This is a genomic window from Hanstruepera flava (assembly GCF_023634025.1).
GTDB lineage: Bacteria > Bacteroidota > Bacteroidia > Flavobacteriales > Flavobacteriaceae > Hanstruepera > Hanstruepera flava.
Window position 1 is genome coordinate 149313 of the sequence record NZ_JALJCW010000004.1, and the last position, 17545, is coordinate 166857.

A 17545-nucleotide genomic window follows, 5' to 3' on the forward strand; every position below is an offset into this window, starting at 1 on the left:
TTAATTTGATTTAAAATATCCTTTCATAATACCTCGCTGGGAATCTTTAATAAATTGTAGAATTTCATCGCGCTCTGGAGTTGCTTCCATTTCGGCTTCAATAATTTCTGCAGCTTGAGTATTATTATAATTTTTTTGATAAAGTATTCTATATATATCCTGAATTTCTCTAATTTTTTCTGTTGAAAAACCACGTCTTCGTAATCCTACAGAATTAATACCTACATAAGATAATGGCTCACGCGCAGCCTTAACAAATGGCGGCACATCCTTTCTTACTAACGAACCTCCTGTTACAAAGGCATGGTTACCAATTGAGCAAAACTGGTGTACTGCTGTCATGCCGGCAAGCACAACATAATCGCCTACATTAATATGACCAGCTAAAGTACTATTGTTTGAAAAAATACAATTGTTTCCAACAATACAATCATGAGCCACGTGGCAGTAAGCCATTATTAAACAATTATTACCAATTACCGTTTTCATTTTATCGGTAGTACCTCTATTGATAGTTACACACTCTCGAATAGTTACATTATCTCCTATTTCAACAGTTGTGTCTTCGTCATTATATTTAAGGTCTTGAGGAACCGCAGAAATAACAGCACCTGGAAAAATGTTACAGTTTTTACCTATTCGTGCACCTTCCATGATAGTGACATTACTACCAATCCATGTTCCTTCACCAATTACAACATTATTATGTATAGTTGCAAAAGGTTCAATAACGACATTTTTGGCAATTTTTGCTCCTGGGTGTACGTATGCTAAAGGTTGATTCATTTTCGTTATTTTATGATTGATAAATAGGAGATAATGTGTTCGCCTATTAGTTTTTTAGAACTAACACAAAATTTCACGTTGGTTCTATTCATTTCTTTACTTATTTTACTTTTGAAATTTGTGCCATCAATTCTGCCTCGGCACACAGTTTACCATTAGCGTATGCATAGCCTTGCATATGGCAAATGCCACGTCTAATAGGTGTAATTAAATCGCACTTAAAAATTAATGTGTCTCCAGGAACAACTTTTTGTTTAAACTTAACATTATCAATTTTCATGAAAAATGTTAAGTAATTTTCTGGATCTGGAACTGTACTTAATACTAAAATCCCACCTGTTTGCGCCATGGCCTCAACTATTAATACACCTGGCATTACTGGCGCACCTGGAAAATGTCCTGCAAAAAAGGGTTCGTTCATCGTTACGTTTTTAGTACCGATGACATGAGATTCACTTAACTCAAAAATTTTGTCGATTAATAAAAAAGGTTGACGATGCGGCAACATAGCCATTATTTCGTTCACGTCTTTTAATGGCTCTTGATTTAAATCGATATTTGGAACATGGTTGCGCCTATCGTTTTTAATGATTTTGGACATCTTTTTTGCAAATTGTGTATTAACAAAATGTCCAGGCTTATTTGCTATAACCTTTCCTTTTATAGGTGTACCAATTAATGCCAAATCACCAATAACATCTAAAAGTTTGTGCCTGGCCGCTTCATTAGGGTGATGCAACGTTAAATTATCAAGTATTCCGTTTGGTTTTACTGCAATGTTGTCTTTTTTGAAAGCTACACGTAATTTATCCATAGTTTCGGGCGATAATTCTTTATCCACATAAACTATAGCATTGTTCAAATCGCCACCTTTAATTAATCCGTGCTCCAACAGCATTTCAATTTCATGCAAAAAACTAAATGTTCTAGAATCTGAAATTTCATCTTTAAATTCTGAAATATGTTTTATGGACGCATTTTGGGTGCCTAAGACTTTGGTGCCAAAATCAACCATAGTAGTCACTTGATATTCACTAGAAGGCATGACCAAGATTTCACTTCCTGTTTCTTCATCTGTGTATGAAATAACATCGGTAACTTCGTAAACTTCACGTTTGGCATCTTGTTCTACAACGCCTGCTTTTTCTAAAGCTTCAACAAAGAACTTTGAAGAGCCATCCATTATTGGTGGTTCAGAGGCGTCAAGTTCTAAAATAGCATTATCAATATCCAAGCCAACTAAAGCAGCTAAAACATGTTCGCACGTTTGAATGGTAACACCATTTTTTTCTAAACATGTACCGCGTTGTGTGTTAGTAACATAATTGGCATCTGCCTCAATTATTGGACTACCTTCTAAATCAATACGTTTAAAAGCAAATCCTGAATTTTCTGGAGCGGGTTTAAATGTTAACACTACATCTTTACCTGTATGCAATCCTACGCCTTTAAGCGACACATCGTTTTTGATGGTCTTCTGCTTAATATCAGTATTAATTATTCCCATTTACTTTTTTTTCAATATCATTTATAGTTTTTGCCAATCGTGGTAGGTTTTTGAAATACACATAAGATTTATTATAGTCTCCATAGCCAAGAGCTGGAGAGCCTTGTAAAACCTCATTATCTGCTACATTTCTACCAATTCCAGATTGCGCCTGTATTTTTACATTATTGCCAATAGTAATATGGCCTACAATACCTACTTGACCCCCTATTTGACAATTTTCGCCAATTTTTGTTGAACCTGCAATTCCAGTTTGGGCAGCTATAACGGTATTCTTACCAATTTCAACATTATGGGCTATTTGGATTTGATTGTCTAATTTCACTCCTCGTCTAATAATAGTTGAACCCAGAGTTGCACGATCTATTGTTGTTGCTGCACCAATATCAACAAAATCTTCAAGAATGACATTCCCTATTTGAGGAACCTTACTATATTCACCTTTATCATTTGGTGTAAATCCAAATCCGTCAGCACCAATTATCGCTCCAGAATTAATAACACAATTACTTCCCACAACACATTCTGAATAAATTTTAGCTCCGGAAAACACTACAGTATTATCTTTGATTGTAACATTGTCACCTATATAGCAGTTTGGAAAAATTTTAACGTTATCGCCAATTTTTGCATTATCACCAACATATGTAAATGCGCCTAAATATATGTTTTCTCCTAATTGGGCTGACTCTGAAACAGAGGTTGGTTGATCTATTCCAGATTTATTTAATTTAATCTGGTTGTAATATTCTAGTAACTTGGAAAATGATTTGTAAGCATCATCTACTTTTATCAATGTAGAATTCACGGTATGCTCTGGCTCAAAGCTTTTATTTACAATGGCAATAGATGCTTTAGTTGTGTATATATATTGTGTGTATTTTGGGTTGGCTAAAAAGGTTAGTGAACCTTCTGTTCCTTCTTCTATTTTAGAAAGTCTTGAGACTTCAACTTGAGCATTGCCTACAATGTCGCCTTCTAAAATACCTGCTATTTGTTCTGCTGTGAATTTCATTAGGAGCAAAAATAGAAAAAATGTATCACATTTTATCTTTAGGGTAGCATATAAAATATTTAGTAACTGGTTTTGTTAGTGCTTTTAAGTTTAATTGATCTGAAGCCTTAACAATATCAACAATTTTACCAGATTTATACAATATATTTATATCCTGTGTACCTTGCTCATAAGCCTGGTTGGAAATTGAGCCTGAAAAAACAAAATAGCTAGCTTCAAAATCTGAAATTCCGTATTCAGTTTTTAGATTCTCTATATGTTTTGAGAGTTGTTTAGGTTTTATAACGTTCTTTTTAATCTTAATTTTCAGTAGATGCCTATTGATTATCATTTCGCATAAATTACTCAAAACAAAATCGGGATGGTGCTGCCAAGCTTTCATAGCCGATACAATATCATAATCATCAAGTCTGGCAAACATTTTAAGTTCATCAGACTTAAAATCATCGAATGACACATCATGTTTTAAAAAATATGCCAATGGTTCACTAGATTCCAATTCCACACCTTGTTTTGTTAATTCCTTGGCTCGTTGCAACATGCGTGTTAATAATTGTTCGGTCACCAAACCTGTTTTGTGCAAGTAAACCTGCCAATACATCAATCTGCGAGCTACTAAAAATTTTTCTACGCTATAAATACCTTTTTCCTCTATCACCAAGGCATCATCAACCACATTAAGCATGGTTATCAAACGTTCACTATTTATATTGCCTTCAGACACACCTGTATAAAAACTATCACGCTTTAAATAATCGGCTCGATCCATATCCAACTGACTCGATATTAGTTGACACAGAAATTTGCGATGATAATCGCCCTTGAAAATAGTTATGGCCAGCGTTAAACTTTCGTTAAATTCACTGTTCAAATCTTCCATAAACAACAACGAAATCTGCTCGTGTGAAATGCCATTTACTATACTGTGCTCCATGGCGTGTGAAAAAGGACCGTGACCTATATCGTGCAATAAAATAGCAATGTATAAGGCATTTTCTTCTTCATTAGAAATGCTAACGCCTTTAAAACGAAGTGTCTGCACAGCCTTTTGCATAAGATGCATGCAACCAATTGCATGGTGAAAACGGGTATGATGCGCTCCAGGGTATACTAAATAAGACATACCCATTTGTGAAATCCGTCGTAGACGTTGAAAATAATTATGCTCAATTAAATTAAAAATTACCGAATTGGGAATGGTAATAAAACCGTAAATTGGGTCGTTAAATATTTTAAGTTTGTTAGTTTTAAGCAAGTCTTTTAAATTCTATAATTATATAAACAAATATACATGAACAATATAAATATTCTCTGGGTAGACGATGAAATTGATTTATTAAAGCCCCATATTATTTTTCTACAACAAAAAAACTACAATGTTACAACATGCAAAAGTGGAACCGAAGCCATTGAAGTTTTAGACGATAAAACATTTGATATTGTTTTCCTAGATGAAAATATGCCTGGATTAACTGGTCTTGAAACCTTGAACGAAATTAAAGCCAAGCGCGATACGCTTCCAGTTGTTATGATTACAAAGAGTGAAGAAGAATATATTATGGAAGAAGCTATTGGAAACAAAATAGCTGATTATCTTATTAAACCTGTAAATCCAAATCAAATTTTATTGAGTTTAAAAAAGAATTTAGACCACTCTAGATTAGTTTCCGAAAAAACAACTTCTAATTATCAGCAAGAGTTCAGAAAAATTGCCATGGATTTAACTATGGTAAATAGTTTTGAAGAATGGGCCAACCTCTACCAAAAACTGATTTATTGGGAAATGCAGTTAGAGGACATTGAAGATACAGGGATGTTTGAAATTTTAGAATCTCAAAAAACGGAGGCCAATACGCAGTTCGGAAAGTTTATTGACAAAAACTACCCGAGTTGGTTTGAACCTCATGTAGATGCGCCTACCATGTCGCATAATTTGTTTAAAAACAGAGTGGTTCCCGAATTAAGTAAAGAGCAACCAACACTATTGGTAGTAATAGACAATTTGCGCTATGACCAATGGAAAGCTTTCGAACCTATAGTAAACAATTACTATAAAAAAGAACAGGAAGCACCATTTTATAGTATTTTACCAACTGCAACTCAATATGCTAGAAATGCTATTTTTTCTGGTTTAATGCCAGCAGATATGGAAAAAATGCATCCCGATCTTTGGAAAAATGATACTGACGAAGGTGGAAAAAACTTACATGAAGCTGAATTTTTAGAGGCTCAAATGAAGCGATTGGGATTAAACCACCTTAAGCATGAATATTATAAAATCACCAATCTTAAAAACGGAAAAAAGTTAGTTGATAATTTTAAAGGATTAAAAGACAATGATTTAACCGTAGTTGTTTACAATTTTGTTGATATGCTTTCGCATTCCAAAACCGAAATGGATGTTGTAAAAGAACTCGCTTCAAATGACAAAGCCTATCGCTCACTAACCGTTAGTTGGTTTAAAAACTCACCGCTTTTAGAGATGATTCAACAAGCACAACAACTGGGCTTTAAATTAATTCTTACAACAGACCATGGCACAATAAATGTTAAAAATCCTTCTAAAATTATTGGTGATAAGGATACTAGTTTAAACTTACGCTATAAAACGGGTCGCTCGTTAACTTATGAAGACAAGGATGTTTTGGTTGCTAAAGACCCAAAAAAGATACATCTACCAGCAATAACCATGAGTAGTTCGTTTGTGTTTGCTAAAAACGATTTGTTTTTTGCCTATCCAAACAACTATAATCACTATGTAAGTTATTATAGAAACACCTATCAACATGGTGGTGTTTCATTAGAAGAAATGATTATTCCTTTTGTGGTTTTAAACCCAAAATAACTCCACGTAACGCAAAAAAATCCGATGAAATACACTTTTTTCTAGTTTTTCTCAATTTTAATATGTATAATTGCATGGAAAGATTACAGAACGTGACTATTGAATATAGCTTAAATGATGTAAAAACTGTTGCAGACCAGATTATTACATTGGTAAAAAGTAAAACCATTTTGTTTAATGGCGAAATGGGATCTGGAAAAACAACATTAATCAAAGCTTTGGTAGAACAATTGGGAAGTGATGATGATGTAAGCAGTCCAACCTTTTCAATAGTAAATGAATATGTAGCAGACAATGATGTTATCTATCATTTCGACTTGTATCGTATAAATAGTATAGAAGAAGCCTACGATTTTGGAATTGAAGACTATTTAGATACAACACACTGGAAATTTATAGAATGGCCAGATTTAATAATTGAGGATTTAGATGATGATTATTCGGTAATAACATTAAAAATTAACGATAATAATAAACGAATTTTAACGCTGAAATAACGAGTTTTTATAAGATTAGAAACAACAAATTGCCCCAAATTGATTGCTTTTACGGAAAAACCGTAACGGAAAAATCGAAAAACGTTGATTTTAACATAATTTTAACATTTCGACCCAATTTCAAAGTAACATCCTACATACTTTTGGATTATTAATTAATTAATCCCTTAATAAAATGAAAACAAAAAAGTATGTATTAGCAATCGCAATTTTTGGCGGTATGTTGTTTACGGCTCAAGCAGCTAACATGATTGACACTGATGGAAATCAAACAACAAAAATCGACGGAAGGAAAATTAAAGTTCCGACAAACGGATAAAAAAAATAATAAAGTTATACTGAAAGGTAGCCTAATAGCAACTTTTATAGCTTTAACTCCTTATTTATTTTATTTATATGAAAGTGTTCCAGATACTAAAGTTTGGAACACTTTTTTATTTACTTATGAAAGTAAAGTCTACGAAAGTGCCCATGTGGTAGCTTGGACACTTTCTGGTAAATTAATTCCATTATTATTATTGTTAATCTGGTTTTTCACTTGTCGTCATTGGTGGTACCATGTTTTATTAGTACCAATAGTAATGTATACTTATCAAACCATTTCATTTATAACATCAGACACTGGGATCTTTGACGAATTTCAATTACTTTATTTAGTTCCTGTTATGGCTATAGTTGTACCATCAATTTATCTTATTAGAGCACGCATGTTTAATAAATTGAACACTGCTAATAAAACACTTGAAGAGCTTGAGGAAGAATTCAAAATAAAACCAACTACTTTTTGGGAAAAAGTGAAGCAGTATTTTTAATTTTCATATTATTCTTTACAAAATTAATTCGTAATTTGACTATCTGTTTTTAACTAGTCAACTATGTCTAAATCTTTATCGCCTTTTACAAAGCAACAGCTGTTGCCGCAAGAAGAAACCCTTGAAATTTTAAAAAACAAAAGCGAATTATTTATAGGTATTCCTAAAGAAACCGCCTTTCAAGAAAAGCGTGTTTGTTTAACTCCAGATGCCGTTTCTGCACTAACAAGCAATGGACATCGTATTTTAATGGAATCTGGTGCGGGAAGAGGCGCTAATTTTAGTGATAAGGATTATAGTGAAGCTGGAGCAGAAATAACAAAAGATACTGCCAAGGTTTATGCTTGCCCAATGATTTTAAAAGTAGAACCTCCTACCCTAGATCAAATAAAACTAATTAATCCACAAACTATTTTAATTTCGGCATTACAGCTTAAAACACAATCAAAAAAATACTTTGAAACATTAGCCGCAAAACGCATTACAGCTTTGGCTTTTGAATTTATTAGAGATGAAGATGGAGCTTATCCAGCTGTACGATCGTTAAGTGAAATTGCCGGAACAGCTTCCGTTTTAATTGCTTCGGAATTGTTAAGTAACGTTAATGATGGCAATGGGCTCATGTTCGGTAACATTAGTGGTGTTCCTCCAGTTGAAGTGGTTATTCTTGGTGCTGGAACAGTAGGCGAGTTTGCGGCAAGAAGCGCACTAGGACTTGGAGCCAATATTAAGGTTTTTGATAATTCCATAACCAAACTACGTTGTATTCAGTCCAATTTAGGAAGAACTGTTTTTACATCTACTTTGCAGCCTAAAAACTTATCGAAAGCATTAAAACGCTGTGATGTGGCTATTGGTGCTGTTCGTGGTAAAAACAGATCGCCTGTTTTGGTACGCGAATCTATGGTTGAAAACATGAAAAATGGTTCGGTAATTATTGATGTGAGTATTGATATGGGTGGTTGTTTTGAAACCAGTGAAGTTACATCGCACAAACAGCCTACATTTGTAAAACATGGTGTTACACATTATTGTGTGCCCAATATTCCTGCGCGATATTCACGATCGGCTTCAATTTCAATTAGTAACATTTTTACACCGTATCTCTTAAAAATTGCAGACGATGGTGGTTTAGAAAATTCACTACGTTTTGATAAAGGATTGAAAAATGGTTTGTACATTTATCACGGAATTTTAACCAGCAAATCTGTTGGTGAATGGTTCGACTTAAAACACAGTGATATAAACTTACTTATTTTTTAAATTTTGAAATTAATTAATCGTATTGGCTACTATTTAGGTGGCTTTTCTATTGGGCTTATTATATTGGCCTTTTTCTTAAATGGCAAAAAAGTTTCTTGTGATTATGGTCCTGAAGCCCGCGTTTTGAAAAATATTAATTCTAAAGAATTAATTTATGATGAGGCTGTTCTACAAGCCTTTAAAAATATACAACTCGACACATTTGGAGCTAGGCAAGTTCTGCGTTATGGCGAGCTTACAATAAACAGTGAATCTAGAAAAAAACCTTGTGGCTTCTATAAAATTGAAGGTTTGATTTCTGAACAATTGGTACAATTTACTATTGAAAATTGCGATAGTATTGCAACCGTAAAACAAGTTGAATTTAAATAAAAAGCCCAGTTAAAAACTAGGCTTTAATAATTTATTTTACTCAAATTGTTAGTTTAGTATTATTCGTTTGGAAAAGGCTTCCCCGTTTTTATTAATGGTTAAAACAAATATTCCACGTGGCAAATTAGATACATTAATAGTTTTTGTCATTATTTCTGTATTACCATTTGAAATTCCTTCAGCATATAATTGCCTACCTTGTAAATCATAGATTTTAACACTAGTGTCAGACAAATAGCCAGTGACTTTTACATTGATTTCAGAGGTTGCGGGAATTGGATATACACTTATTTCAGAATCCAAAACTTCATTCTGCTCTGTTTCCGTATCACAGACATTAACAGTAACCCATACAGATGCCGTGGCTGTTTGACTTCCATTAGAAACTTGCACATTATATTCTGTTGTTGTTTCTGGATTTACTGTTATACTAGCTGAAGTTTCACCTGTACTCCACAAGTAGGTAGTTCCTCCAGAAGCATTAAGGGTAATGGATTCGCCATTACAGATTTCAACATCTTCACCCGCTGATGCATTTAGTGGTTCTAAAACCGTAACTTGAACACTATCAGAATCACTACATTCTCCAATATAAACAGTTACCGAGTAGCTTGTCGTTTCTGTTGGGCTAACTGTAATTTGTTGTGTAGTAGCACCATTACTCCACAAAAAGCTATTACCTCCTTCTGCTGTTAATGTTATTGACTCACCTAATTCAATGGTTTCGTCTTCACCAGCATACGCAACAGCTAATGGATTAACCGTAACAGTTACACTATCTGTATCAGAGCTTTGTCCATTTGAAACGGTTACCGAATACGTTGTTGTAGTTAGTGGGCTAACCGATATACTTTGTGTGGTTTCACCTGTGTTCCACACATAATCAGTACCGCCTGTAGCTGTAAGAGTTACATAATCGTATTGACATATTGTAACGTCTTCACCAGCGTTAGCAACAACAGTTGTATTATTAGGAATTACAGTAACTGTAACTTCGTCTGGTTGGCTTATACACCCATTATCAGAAACCGTTACAGAATATGTTGTTGTTTCAGTTGGACTTACCGTTATACTCCGTGTGGTTTCTCCTGTATTCCAAGAAAAACTTGCACCTCCTGAAGCTATTAGCGTTGTACTTTCTCCTTCGTTTATGGTAACATCGCTTCCAGCATTTGCTGTTGGTGTTGGATTTACGGTAACAATAACAGAATCACTATCTGAAACGTTTCCTTCAGAAACTGTTACCGTATATGTTGTAGTTGCCTGTGGATTAACCGTTATACTTTGTGAAGTTTCACCTGTACTCCACACATAATTTGTTCCTCCAGATGCCGTTAAAATAACACTATCCCCTTGGCATATTGAAACATCTTCTCCAGCATTGGCAACAACAGTTGTATTATTAGGGATTACAGTAACTGTAACTTCGTCTGGTTGGCTTGTACACCCATTATCAGAAACCGTTACAGAATATGTTGTTGTTTCAGTTGGATTTACCGTTATACTCTGTGTGGTTTCTCCTGTATTCCAAGAAAAACTTGTACCTCCAGAAGCTATTAGCGTTGTACTTTCTCCTTCGTTTATGGTAACATCGCTTCCAGCATTTGCTGTTGGTGTTGGATTTACGGTAACGATAACAGAATCGCTATCTGAAACGTTTCCTTCAGAAACTGTTACCGTATATGTAGTAGTTGTCTGTGGATTAACCGTTATGCTTTGTGAAGTTTCACCTGTACTCCACACATAATCTGATCCTCCCGATGCCGTTAAAGTAGTGCTTTCACCAAAACAAATGGCAACATCTGCACCAGCATCGGCTTCTATGGGAGTGGGTATTACAGTCACTGTGACTTCATCTGGTTCACTTGTACACCCATTATCTGAAACGGTTACAGAATATGTTGTTGTTTCTGTTGGACTTACAGTTATGCTTTGTGACATTTCGCCTGTACTCCATAAAAAGCTACTTCCGCCAGTTGCAGTTAAATTAACAGACTCACCTTCGTTAATAGTTATATCTGTTCCTGCATTCGCAATTGGAATAGGATTAACGGTTACAGTAACATCGTCAGAAACGGTATTTCCTGAATTATCAGATAAGGTTACTGTATATGTTTCAGTAGCATTAGGAGATACTGTTATACTTTGACCGGTTTGACCTGTACTCCAAGTATAATTTGTTCCTCCAGTTCCAGTAGCTGTTAAAGTAATAGTATTACCATTACAAATTTGTCTATCATTTCCAGCATTTACTGTCATACCTACATTACCTTGCGGATATTCTAATACATAAGCTGGTGGATTAGGATCGTTCATAATAGAACTATCGTTCCAATTACTAGCAAATAATATTTTTGTTCCATTTCTATTTGGGACAGCTTGTGCAGAATGCCCTAATCCACCAGGAGAAACGTCGTTATGATGTTTAGCATAGCGTTCAACTGTTCCAGAATCATCCAACTTAATAGCAAATATTTCTCTAGGTGCTACTGGATTTGTTGTACAGCATTGTTCACTTACATAAGCCCATCCTGGTCTATTAATATTTCTACAACTAATATGCCCTCCCCAAATACCTCTGTTGTTTACATAGGGAAATAAGTTAGTAACGCCTCCTCCATCTAATCTCACCATAAAAAGACTATAATCGGCATCCCATTGACTTTGTCCTCCATAACTTACAAACACTTCATTTCCATTTTGGTCAACGCCTAAATCGCCATGCTCTGTAGTATTATAAAGGTGTTGTTCGTTTGTAAAATCTAAATTATAACTCTTGATACCTTGTGTTGGACCAGAACCGTTATTTCTCCATGAAATAACAGCATATTGACCAAGCTGCGATACCGAAAACCAAGCCAAATCACCTTGAGAGCCAACATTTTTAGTTCCTACAATATTATCATTCAATATATCATAAACAATGAGAACTCTATCGCCATTACTTAAAATACCGATGAGTCCTACATATCTGTCATTATTATCTTGTGTGCTTTTTCCAAATCCAAAATCAACTCTTTGATAGTCACTAAATGTTCTTAATGTCGTTCTGGAATTGGTATTAACATCATGAGCCACAAATTTATCCACAGAAGTTCCATAAATAATATTGGGCTGTGTATTGGACCATCTTCCATAGCTTGGAATATTACTCCAATATAAAAATTCGAAAGTTTCTGCATCTAAAATTGCAGCTGGATAACCTGCTAGCTTTATTAGTGTTCCATCACTATTCCATGTTTGGTCTAATGCATAATTATGTCTTAAGCGCTGTGAAGTAGTGCCAAATACATCCCTATCACTAATTCGAGTTATGTTACTACCAGAAAGTGACTCTGTAATAGGCTCTAAATATTCTGGTAATCCACCTGTTGGTAATTGATAGTTCTGATATTCCACATCAGACAATGATACTTGTGGCGGATAATTTTGACCGTTTACCGATAAAATAAAACAGAAAAACAATAATAAGTTTGAAAAAATCCTTGAATTAAGGATTTTTATAAAATAAAAATTCTCCATTTGGGGCGATTTTGCTATTAATCGGTGCTAAACTATAATTTCATTTAAAGTTGCTAAAACATTTAAGGCAAATATTCGATGAAATACACAATTTTTGTAAGTTATTGATTACTAAAAATGCATTTTGTAGTATTTTTTGCACTTTTAATCGATGTTCTTGTGTTTTTTTAGAAAACTGTTCTAATGAGTGGTTTGCAAATATACGGTTTAAAGAAGGGTTTTGGATTATAGTAGACCTGTGATTTTATACAACTTATCCACATGTATTCAACAAAACACATTGACAATGATGCAGTTCGCATTATAAAACCGTCGTTTATCTAATATAAGCGCACTCATATCCTAAAGATTTAAAAAAATATATACTTTTAAAAAAACTTTAGTGTTTAACAACACAGATTATATAATATCTATTGAAGAAACGAAAAATAGCATTTATAATTCCAAGTCTTCAAACTGGTGGTGCCGAACGTGTTGTAGTAACCTTATCCAACTCGTTATCTACACGTTTTGACGTTACAATTATTGCCTTGTATAGTAGTGAAATATTTTACGCTTTAAACCCAAACGTTACGGTTAAATTTTGCTCTGGTACTTATAAATTCAATACTAATCCTATAACGAGAGTTCTTAATCATTTTAAGCTAATTAAGGGCATATATTCAATCGTAAAACAAAATAAAATTGAAGTTATGATTGGATTTATGACTACCCCAAATGTTTATGCTGTTATAGCATCGAAAATAGCAAAAGTGCGTTGCATAATCAGTGAGCGTGTACATCCAAATCATATTCAAGCATCTAAATTTTGGGGCTTGATTAGAAAAAAGATATATCCCTTCACGGACTATATGGTGATACAGACCCAAGAAATTGCTGACTATTTTTCAAGTTTCATAAAAGTTGAAAAGATTAAAATCATTTTAAATCCTTTAAATCCAGAACTACTAAATAAGATACAATCTGATAATAAGCGAGAAAATGTAATATTAAATGTTGGACGATTAGATTACCAAAAAAATCAAGATATGCTTATTAGAGCGTTCTCCAATATTGAACGAAAAGATTGGAAGCTATTTATTGCTGGTGACGGTTCACAAAAAAACAACTACTTGAAATTAATTGACGAATTAAATCTAACTAATTCAGTAGAATTACTAGGAAATATAGATGATTTATCCCATTATTATAATTCAGCAAAAATATTTGCGTTCACATCACGATACGAAGGATTCCCAAATGCTTTAACCGAAGCTATGGCATTTGGGCTAGCTTGTGTTTCTACTGATTGTCCCTCTGGCCCTTCCGAACTAATATTTGACAACAAAAATGGAATTTTAATACCTGTTGAAGACCAAACCTCATTAGAAGTTAAGTTGCAATTATTAATGGATAACGAGGAGTTAAGAACTAATTTAAGTTTAAACGCTCAATTAGACACTCAAAAATTTGAACATAATGTAATTGCTGATCAATGGGAATTACTAATACAAAATTTATTATCAGCATGACTTTAACCGAATTAATACCAACTTTTACAGGTATAGTAAATTTTGAGTCACACTATACGTTCACAATTTTTACACCTGTTTACAATCGTGCTGACACCTTGGAACGTGTTTTTACTTCCTTAAACAATCAAACATTTAGAGACTTTGAACTCGTACTTATTAACGACGGCTCAACAGATAACTCTCACAAGGTTGCTCAAGAATTAATAAAAACTGCTGATTTCCCCATTCAATACGTTAACAATCCAAAAAATCAGCATAAGATGGCTTGTTTTTTTCAAGCCATTGAAATGGCTAGAGGGAAGTTTATTTTACCTTTTGATTCAGATGACGAATGCTTGCCAAGTGCATTACAAGTATTTAAAGAGCAGTACAACGCTATTCCAATTGACAAAAAAGAAAAGATAAGCGGTGTAACTTGTTTGTGCAAGGATCAAAATGGAAAGTTAATTGGTCAAAAATTTCCAAAAAGTCCATACTACAGTAACACGTTTAAACAGAATATCGAATCGCCACTTACATCAGAAAAATGGGGGTTTACACGAACTGATATCCTAAAAGGTATTGAAGTTAATAAGAATATTTTTTCTAGAGGCTACATACCCGAAGGTATTATTTGGGAACTAATATCTAAAGAAGGTTTTACCACAAAATACATTAATGAAATTTTAAGAATATATTATTTAGACACCGAAAATAGAATTTCAATTCAAAACCATGAAAAAGATGCATTTGGAATGGCTGTTTATTCATTATCCATACTGAACTGGTTTCAAAACGACTATTTATTTAAAACGCCAAAATTGTTTATTAAACGATGTTATACACTACTTCGTGCTGCACAATATTTAGAATTTAGTTTAAAAGATTATTTAAATGCAATAGAAAATAAGACATTGAAACTCGTTTTTTTAATGGGTTGGCCATTTAAAAAATTGTTCTAGTAAAATTAACCAAAGTGAAAGGACAAAAACTCATATCAACTTTTAATTCTTTAAAAAAGAATCCTACGATTATAAATATTATAACAGTAGGTGCTTTATCCATTTTTGTAAAGGGTTTTGGCTTTTTTAAAGAAATTGTAATAGCTGGAGAATTTGGACTATCTGAACTATTGGATACTTTTTATATTGCCTTGTTAGTGCCAGGTTTCATAAATGAAGTTTTTATAAATGCTTTCAACACGGTTTTTATACCAAATTATATTGCCGAAGAGAAGACTCAAAAAGCCATTGGTCCTTTTCAGTCTACAAGCTTTATTATCACTATTTGTAGTTCTTTGGTTTTCATGTTTATTGCCTTTCTATTTACTGATGTGTATTTAAATGTTTTTTTTAGCGGTCACACAGCTGAATATTATGATTTAATCAAGTCACAATTCTATTATTTACTACCATGCATCCTATTTTGGGGTTTAACCTCTTTTTTAAACGGTCTACTTAATATATATGATGAATTCAGATATTCTACAATCTATCCTGTTTTAACATCAATAGCCATGCTTGTTTGTTTGTTTGGTTTTCAAAATGAACTAAAAGAGGATGTTCTTGCAGTTGGGATGTTAATTGGTGCCATTAGTCAGTTTTTGTTTCTGCTTATTGTTTCCGTTAAAAAAAGCATAATAACGTTAGGCATACCAGATTTTAAAAACAAGAATGCAATAACCATGTTTAAACAAGTGCCCGCAAAGGTATCTTCAGGATTTTTAACCGGATTAATTCCTGTTGCAGATCAGTTTTTTGCTGCGCAATTGGTTATAGGCTCGATTGCTGCACTAAATTATGGCTTAAAAATACCTGCCTTTATAACCACTATATTGCTGTTGGCATTGGGTAATGTGCTACTTCCCTATTTTTCAAAGTTATCAGTTGACAATATAGACCAAGCATATAGGAAATTATATCAACTGCTTAAATGGTTATTTATATTGCTTATTTCTCTCACCTTCATTCTTATTATCTTTTCAAATGACATTATTGAATTGGTTTTTGAACGCAATAATTTTTCCGAATCTGATACTAATATTGTTTCCAATGTCCAAAAGATGTTTTTAATTGGTTTACCATTTACAATATGTGGAAATATTGTCGTTCGTTTTCTGACCAGTATTAATAAAAATACCTACATGGCCTACGTATCTCTAGTAAGTATTATTTTAAATGTTATTTTAGATTGGATATTAATGAAGTGGTACGGTATAATGGGAATAGCTTTGTGTACTGCAATTCTTCAAATATTGAGAAGTTTGGTTTTATTTAATTATACTAGAAAGCAACATAAATTAATTAATTCGTTCTAGTGAAAGTTTTTAGATACATATTACTTGGATTAATTATTTTAAATGTCCCTACGTTTAGTTTGGCAGTGTTTGGAGCTACTGCTGGCGCGCTTACTAATTCAATGATGTTTATAGGATTGATTGTATATTTTTTTATGGAGAAAAAATATAAATTAATCATTCCTTTATTCATTCTTGGAATAACATATTTTTCAATTTCTGGCTTTAACTACACAGGTATTACCGAGGAATTTATAAAAGATGCTATTCGTTATTTTGTGTTTATCATTGGAGCTACTAGTTTAGCCAAAAACACAGATAGAAGGACCTTACTTATTTTATTCATAATTGGTGGAGCAAGTGTTTTAATAAATGCTCTGGTTTTTCCAAATTCTTATGGACGCTATAGTGGACTTTACCTCAATCCTAACAGGGCAGGTTTAGTATGTTTAATTGGATTTGTGCTTACTTATACTATTAACAAAACATATCTTCGGCTATTTTTTCAATTTGTACTTACAATTGCAGGAATAATGACATTGTCACGATATTTTATACTTGTATTGGTAATCATAAATGTTGTTTCGGTTTTTGTAAACAAGAAAAATTCTGTAGGACTACTCGCAGGTGCAGTAGCTTTTTTAATTATTATTGGAACGTCTTCATTACAATTAAATACCGATAGATTTAGAGCCCTAAAAAGTATATTTAGTGGTAATGCTGAAGTAGAAACCATTACAAAAGCATCTCGCGATGAAACTTGGGCATTATACCATGATATTCTTGTAAACAATCCACTTATTGGAGTTGGGTATAGAGAAATGCAAGGAAAAAAAAGTCAGAAAGTTTCAATTAAATCTGGTGTTCACAACACATACTTAATGGTTTTGGGGGAATCAGGAATAATTCCTTTTATAATTCTTATAATATTTTATTTGTCTTTACTTGTAAAAAGTAAGTGGTTTATAACAACACAACAGGAATTAGCTTATATGGCATTTACTTTAGCTACCTTTTTACTAGTATCGCATAATTATTTTGACAATTATATAGTTTTGTTTTTATCTATTTGGCTTTATAGCTCTGTAACCGTACCAGGTAAAGACACGATCAATCAAAACAACATTACAATTTAAA

General features: G+C 33.2%; 14 protein-coding genes. 9 read left to right on the forward strand and 5 right to left on the reverse strand.

The annotated features are described in order from the left end of the window. The 4 genes from lpxA to MTX13_RS12850 form a co-directional block, all read right to left on the reverse strand. Positions 1-786: an acyl-ACP--UDP-N-acetylglucosamine O-acyltransferase gene (gene lpxA, locus MTX13_RS12835; protein ID WP_250436255.1), complete on the reverse strand. Its 786-nt coding sequence runs from the start codon at positions 784-786 to the stop codon at positions 1-3. 100 nt (positions 787-886) lie between these two features. After that, positions 887-2293: a bifunctional UDP-3-O-[3-hydroxymyristoyl] N-acetylglucosamine deacetylase/3-hydroxyacyl-ACP dehydratase gene (locus MTX13_RS12840; RefSeq protein WP_250436257.1), complete on the reverse strand. Its 1407-nt coding sequence runs from the start codon at positions 2291-2293 to the stop codon at positions 887-889. Next, positions 2280-3308: a UDP-3-O-(3-hydroxymyristoyl)glucosamine N-acyltransferase gene (gene lpxD / locus MTX13_RS12845; RefSeq protein ID WP_250436259.1), complete on the reverse strand. Its 1029-nt coding sequence runs from the start codon at positions 3306-3308 to the stop codon at positions 2280-2282. The genes MTX13_RS12840 and lpxD overlap by 14 nt, the downstream gene beginning before the upstream one ends. 25 nt (positions 3309-3333) lie before the next feature. Then, positions 3334-4563 (reverse strand): HD domain-containing protein, encoded by a 1230-nt coding sequence (locus MTX13_RS12850; RefSeq protein WP_250436261.1) that lies wholly within the window; start codon positions 4561-4563, stop codon positions 3334-3336. Positions 4564-4599: 36 nt separating this feature from the next. Here MTX13_RS12850 and porX point away from each other — a divergent pair, with 36 nt between their 5' ends. The 5 genes from porX (at position 4600) to MTX13_RS12875 (ending at position 9097) form a co-directional block, all read left to right on the forward strand. Further along, positions 4600-6153, forward strand: a complete 1554-nt coding sequence (gene porX, locus MTX13_RS12855; protein ID WP_250436269.1) for a T9SS response regulator signal transducer PorX — start codon at positions 4600-4602, stop codon at positions 6151-6153. Positions 6154-6227: 74 nt separating this feature from the next. After that, entirely contained in the window at positions 6228-6650 is a 423-nt protein-coding gene (gene tsaE / locus MTX13_RS12860; RefSeq protein ID WP_250436280.1) for a tRNA (adenosine(37)-N6)-threonylcarbamoyltransferase complex ATPase subunit type 1 TsaE, read from the forward strand. Positions 6651-6910: 260 nt separating this feature from the next. Continuing rightward, positions 6911-7462 carry a hypothetical protein gene (locus tag MTX13_RS12865; protein WP_250436281.1) on the forward strand — a complete coding sequence of 184 codons (552 nt, stop codon included), beginning with the start codon at positions 6911-6913 and terminating at the stop codon, positions 7460-7462. Positions 7463-7525: 63 nt separating this feature from the next. Continuing rightward, entirely contained in the window at positions 7526-8725 is a 1200-nt protein-coding gene (locus tag MTX13_RS12870) for an alanine dehydrogenase (protein WP_250436282.1), read from the forward strand. Positions 8726-8728: 3 nt separating this feature from the next. Then, the gene (locus tag MTX13_RS12875; RefSeq protein WP_250436283.1) at positions 8729-9097 is read left to right on the forward strand and encodes a hypothetical protein; all 369 of its coding nucleotides are present in this window, start codon (positions 8729-8731) and stop codon (positions 9095-9097) included. A gap of 48 nt (positions 9098-9145) precedes the next feature. Here MTX13_RS12875 and MTX13_RS12880 read toward each other — a convergent pair whose 3' ends face one another. After that, the gene (locus MTX13_RS12880; RefSeq protein ID WP_250436284.1) at positions 9146-12619 is read right to left on the reverse strand and encodes a T9SS type A sorting domain-containing protein; all 3474 of its coding nucleotides are present in this window, start codon (positions 12617-12619) and stop codon (positions 9146-9148) included. 413 nt (positions 12620-13032) lie between these two features. Here MTX13_RS12880 and MTX13_RS12885 point away from each other — a divergent pair, with 413 nt between their 5' ends. Genes MTX13_RS12885 through MTX13_RS12900 form a run of 4 tightly spaced genes read left to right on the forward strand, consistent with a single transcriptional unit; the run spans position 13033 to position 17544 of the window. Next, positions 13033-14130, forward strand: coding sequence for a glycosyltransferase family 4 protein (locus tag MTX13_RS12885; RefSeq protein WP_250436285.1), 1098 nt, complete (start codon positions 13033-13035; stop codon positions 14128-14130). Next, positions 14127-15074, forward strand: coding sequence for a glycosyltransferase family 2 protein (locus MTX13_RS12890; RefSeq protein WP_250436286.1), 948 nt, complete (start codon positions 14127-14129; stop codon positions 15072-15074). Before MTX13_RS12885 ends, MTX13_RS12890 begins: the two co-directional genes overlap by 4 nt. A gap of 14 nt (positions 15075-15088) precedes the next feature. Beyond that, complete coding sequence (gene murJ, locus MTX13_RS12895; protein ID WP_250436287.1) at positions 15089-16429, forward strand: murein biosynthesis integral membrane protein MurJ; 1341 nt, start codon at positions 15089-15091, stop codon at positions 16427-16429. After that, positions 16429-17544, forward strand: coding sequence for an O-antigen ligase family protein (locus MTX13_RS12900; protein WP_250436289.1), 1116 nt, complete (start codon positions 16429-16431; stop codon positions 17542-17544). Before murJ ends, MTX13_RS12900 begins: the two co-directional genes overlap by 1 nt. The last annotated feature ends 1 nt before the right edge of the window (position 17545 follow it).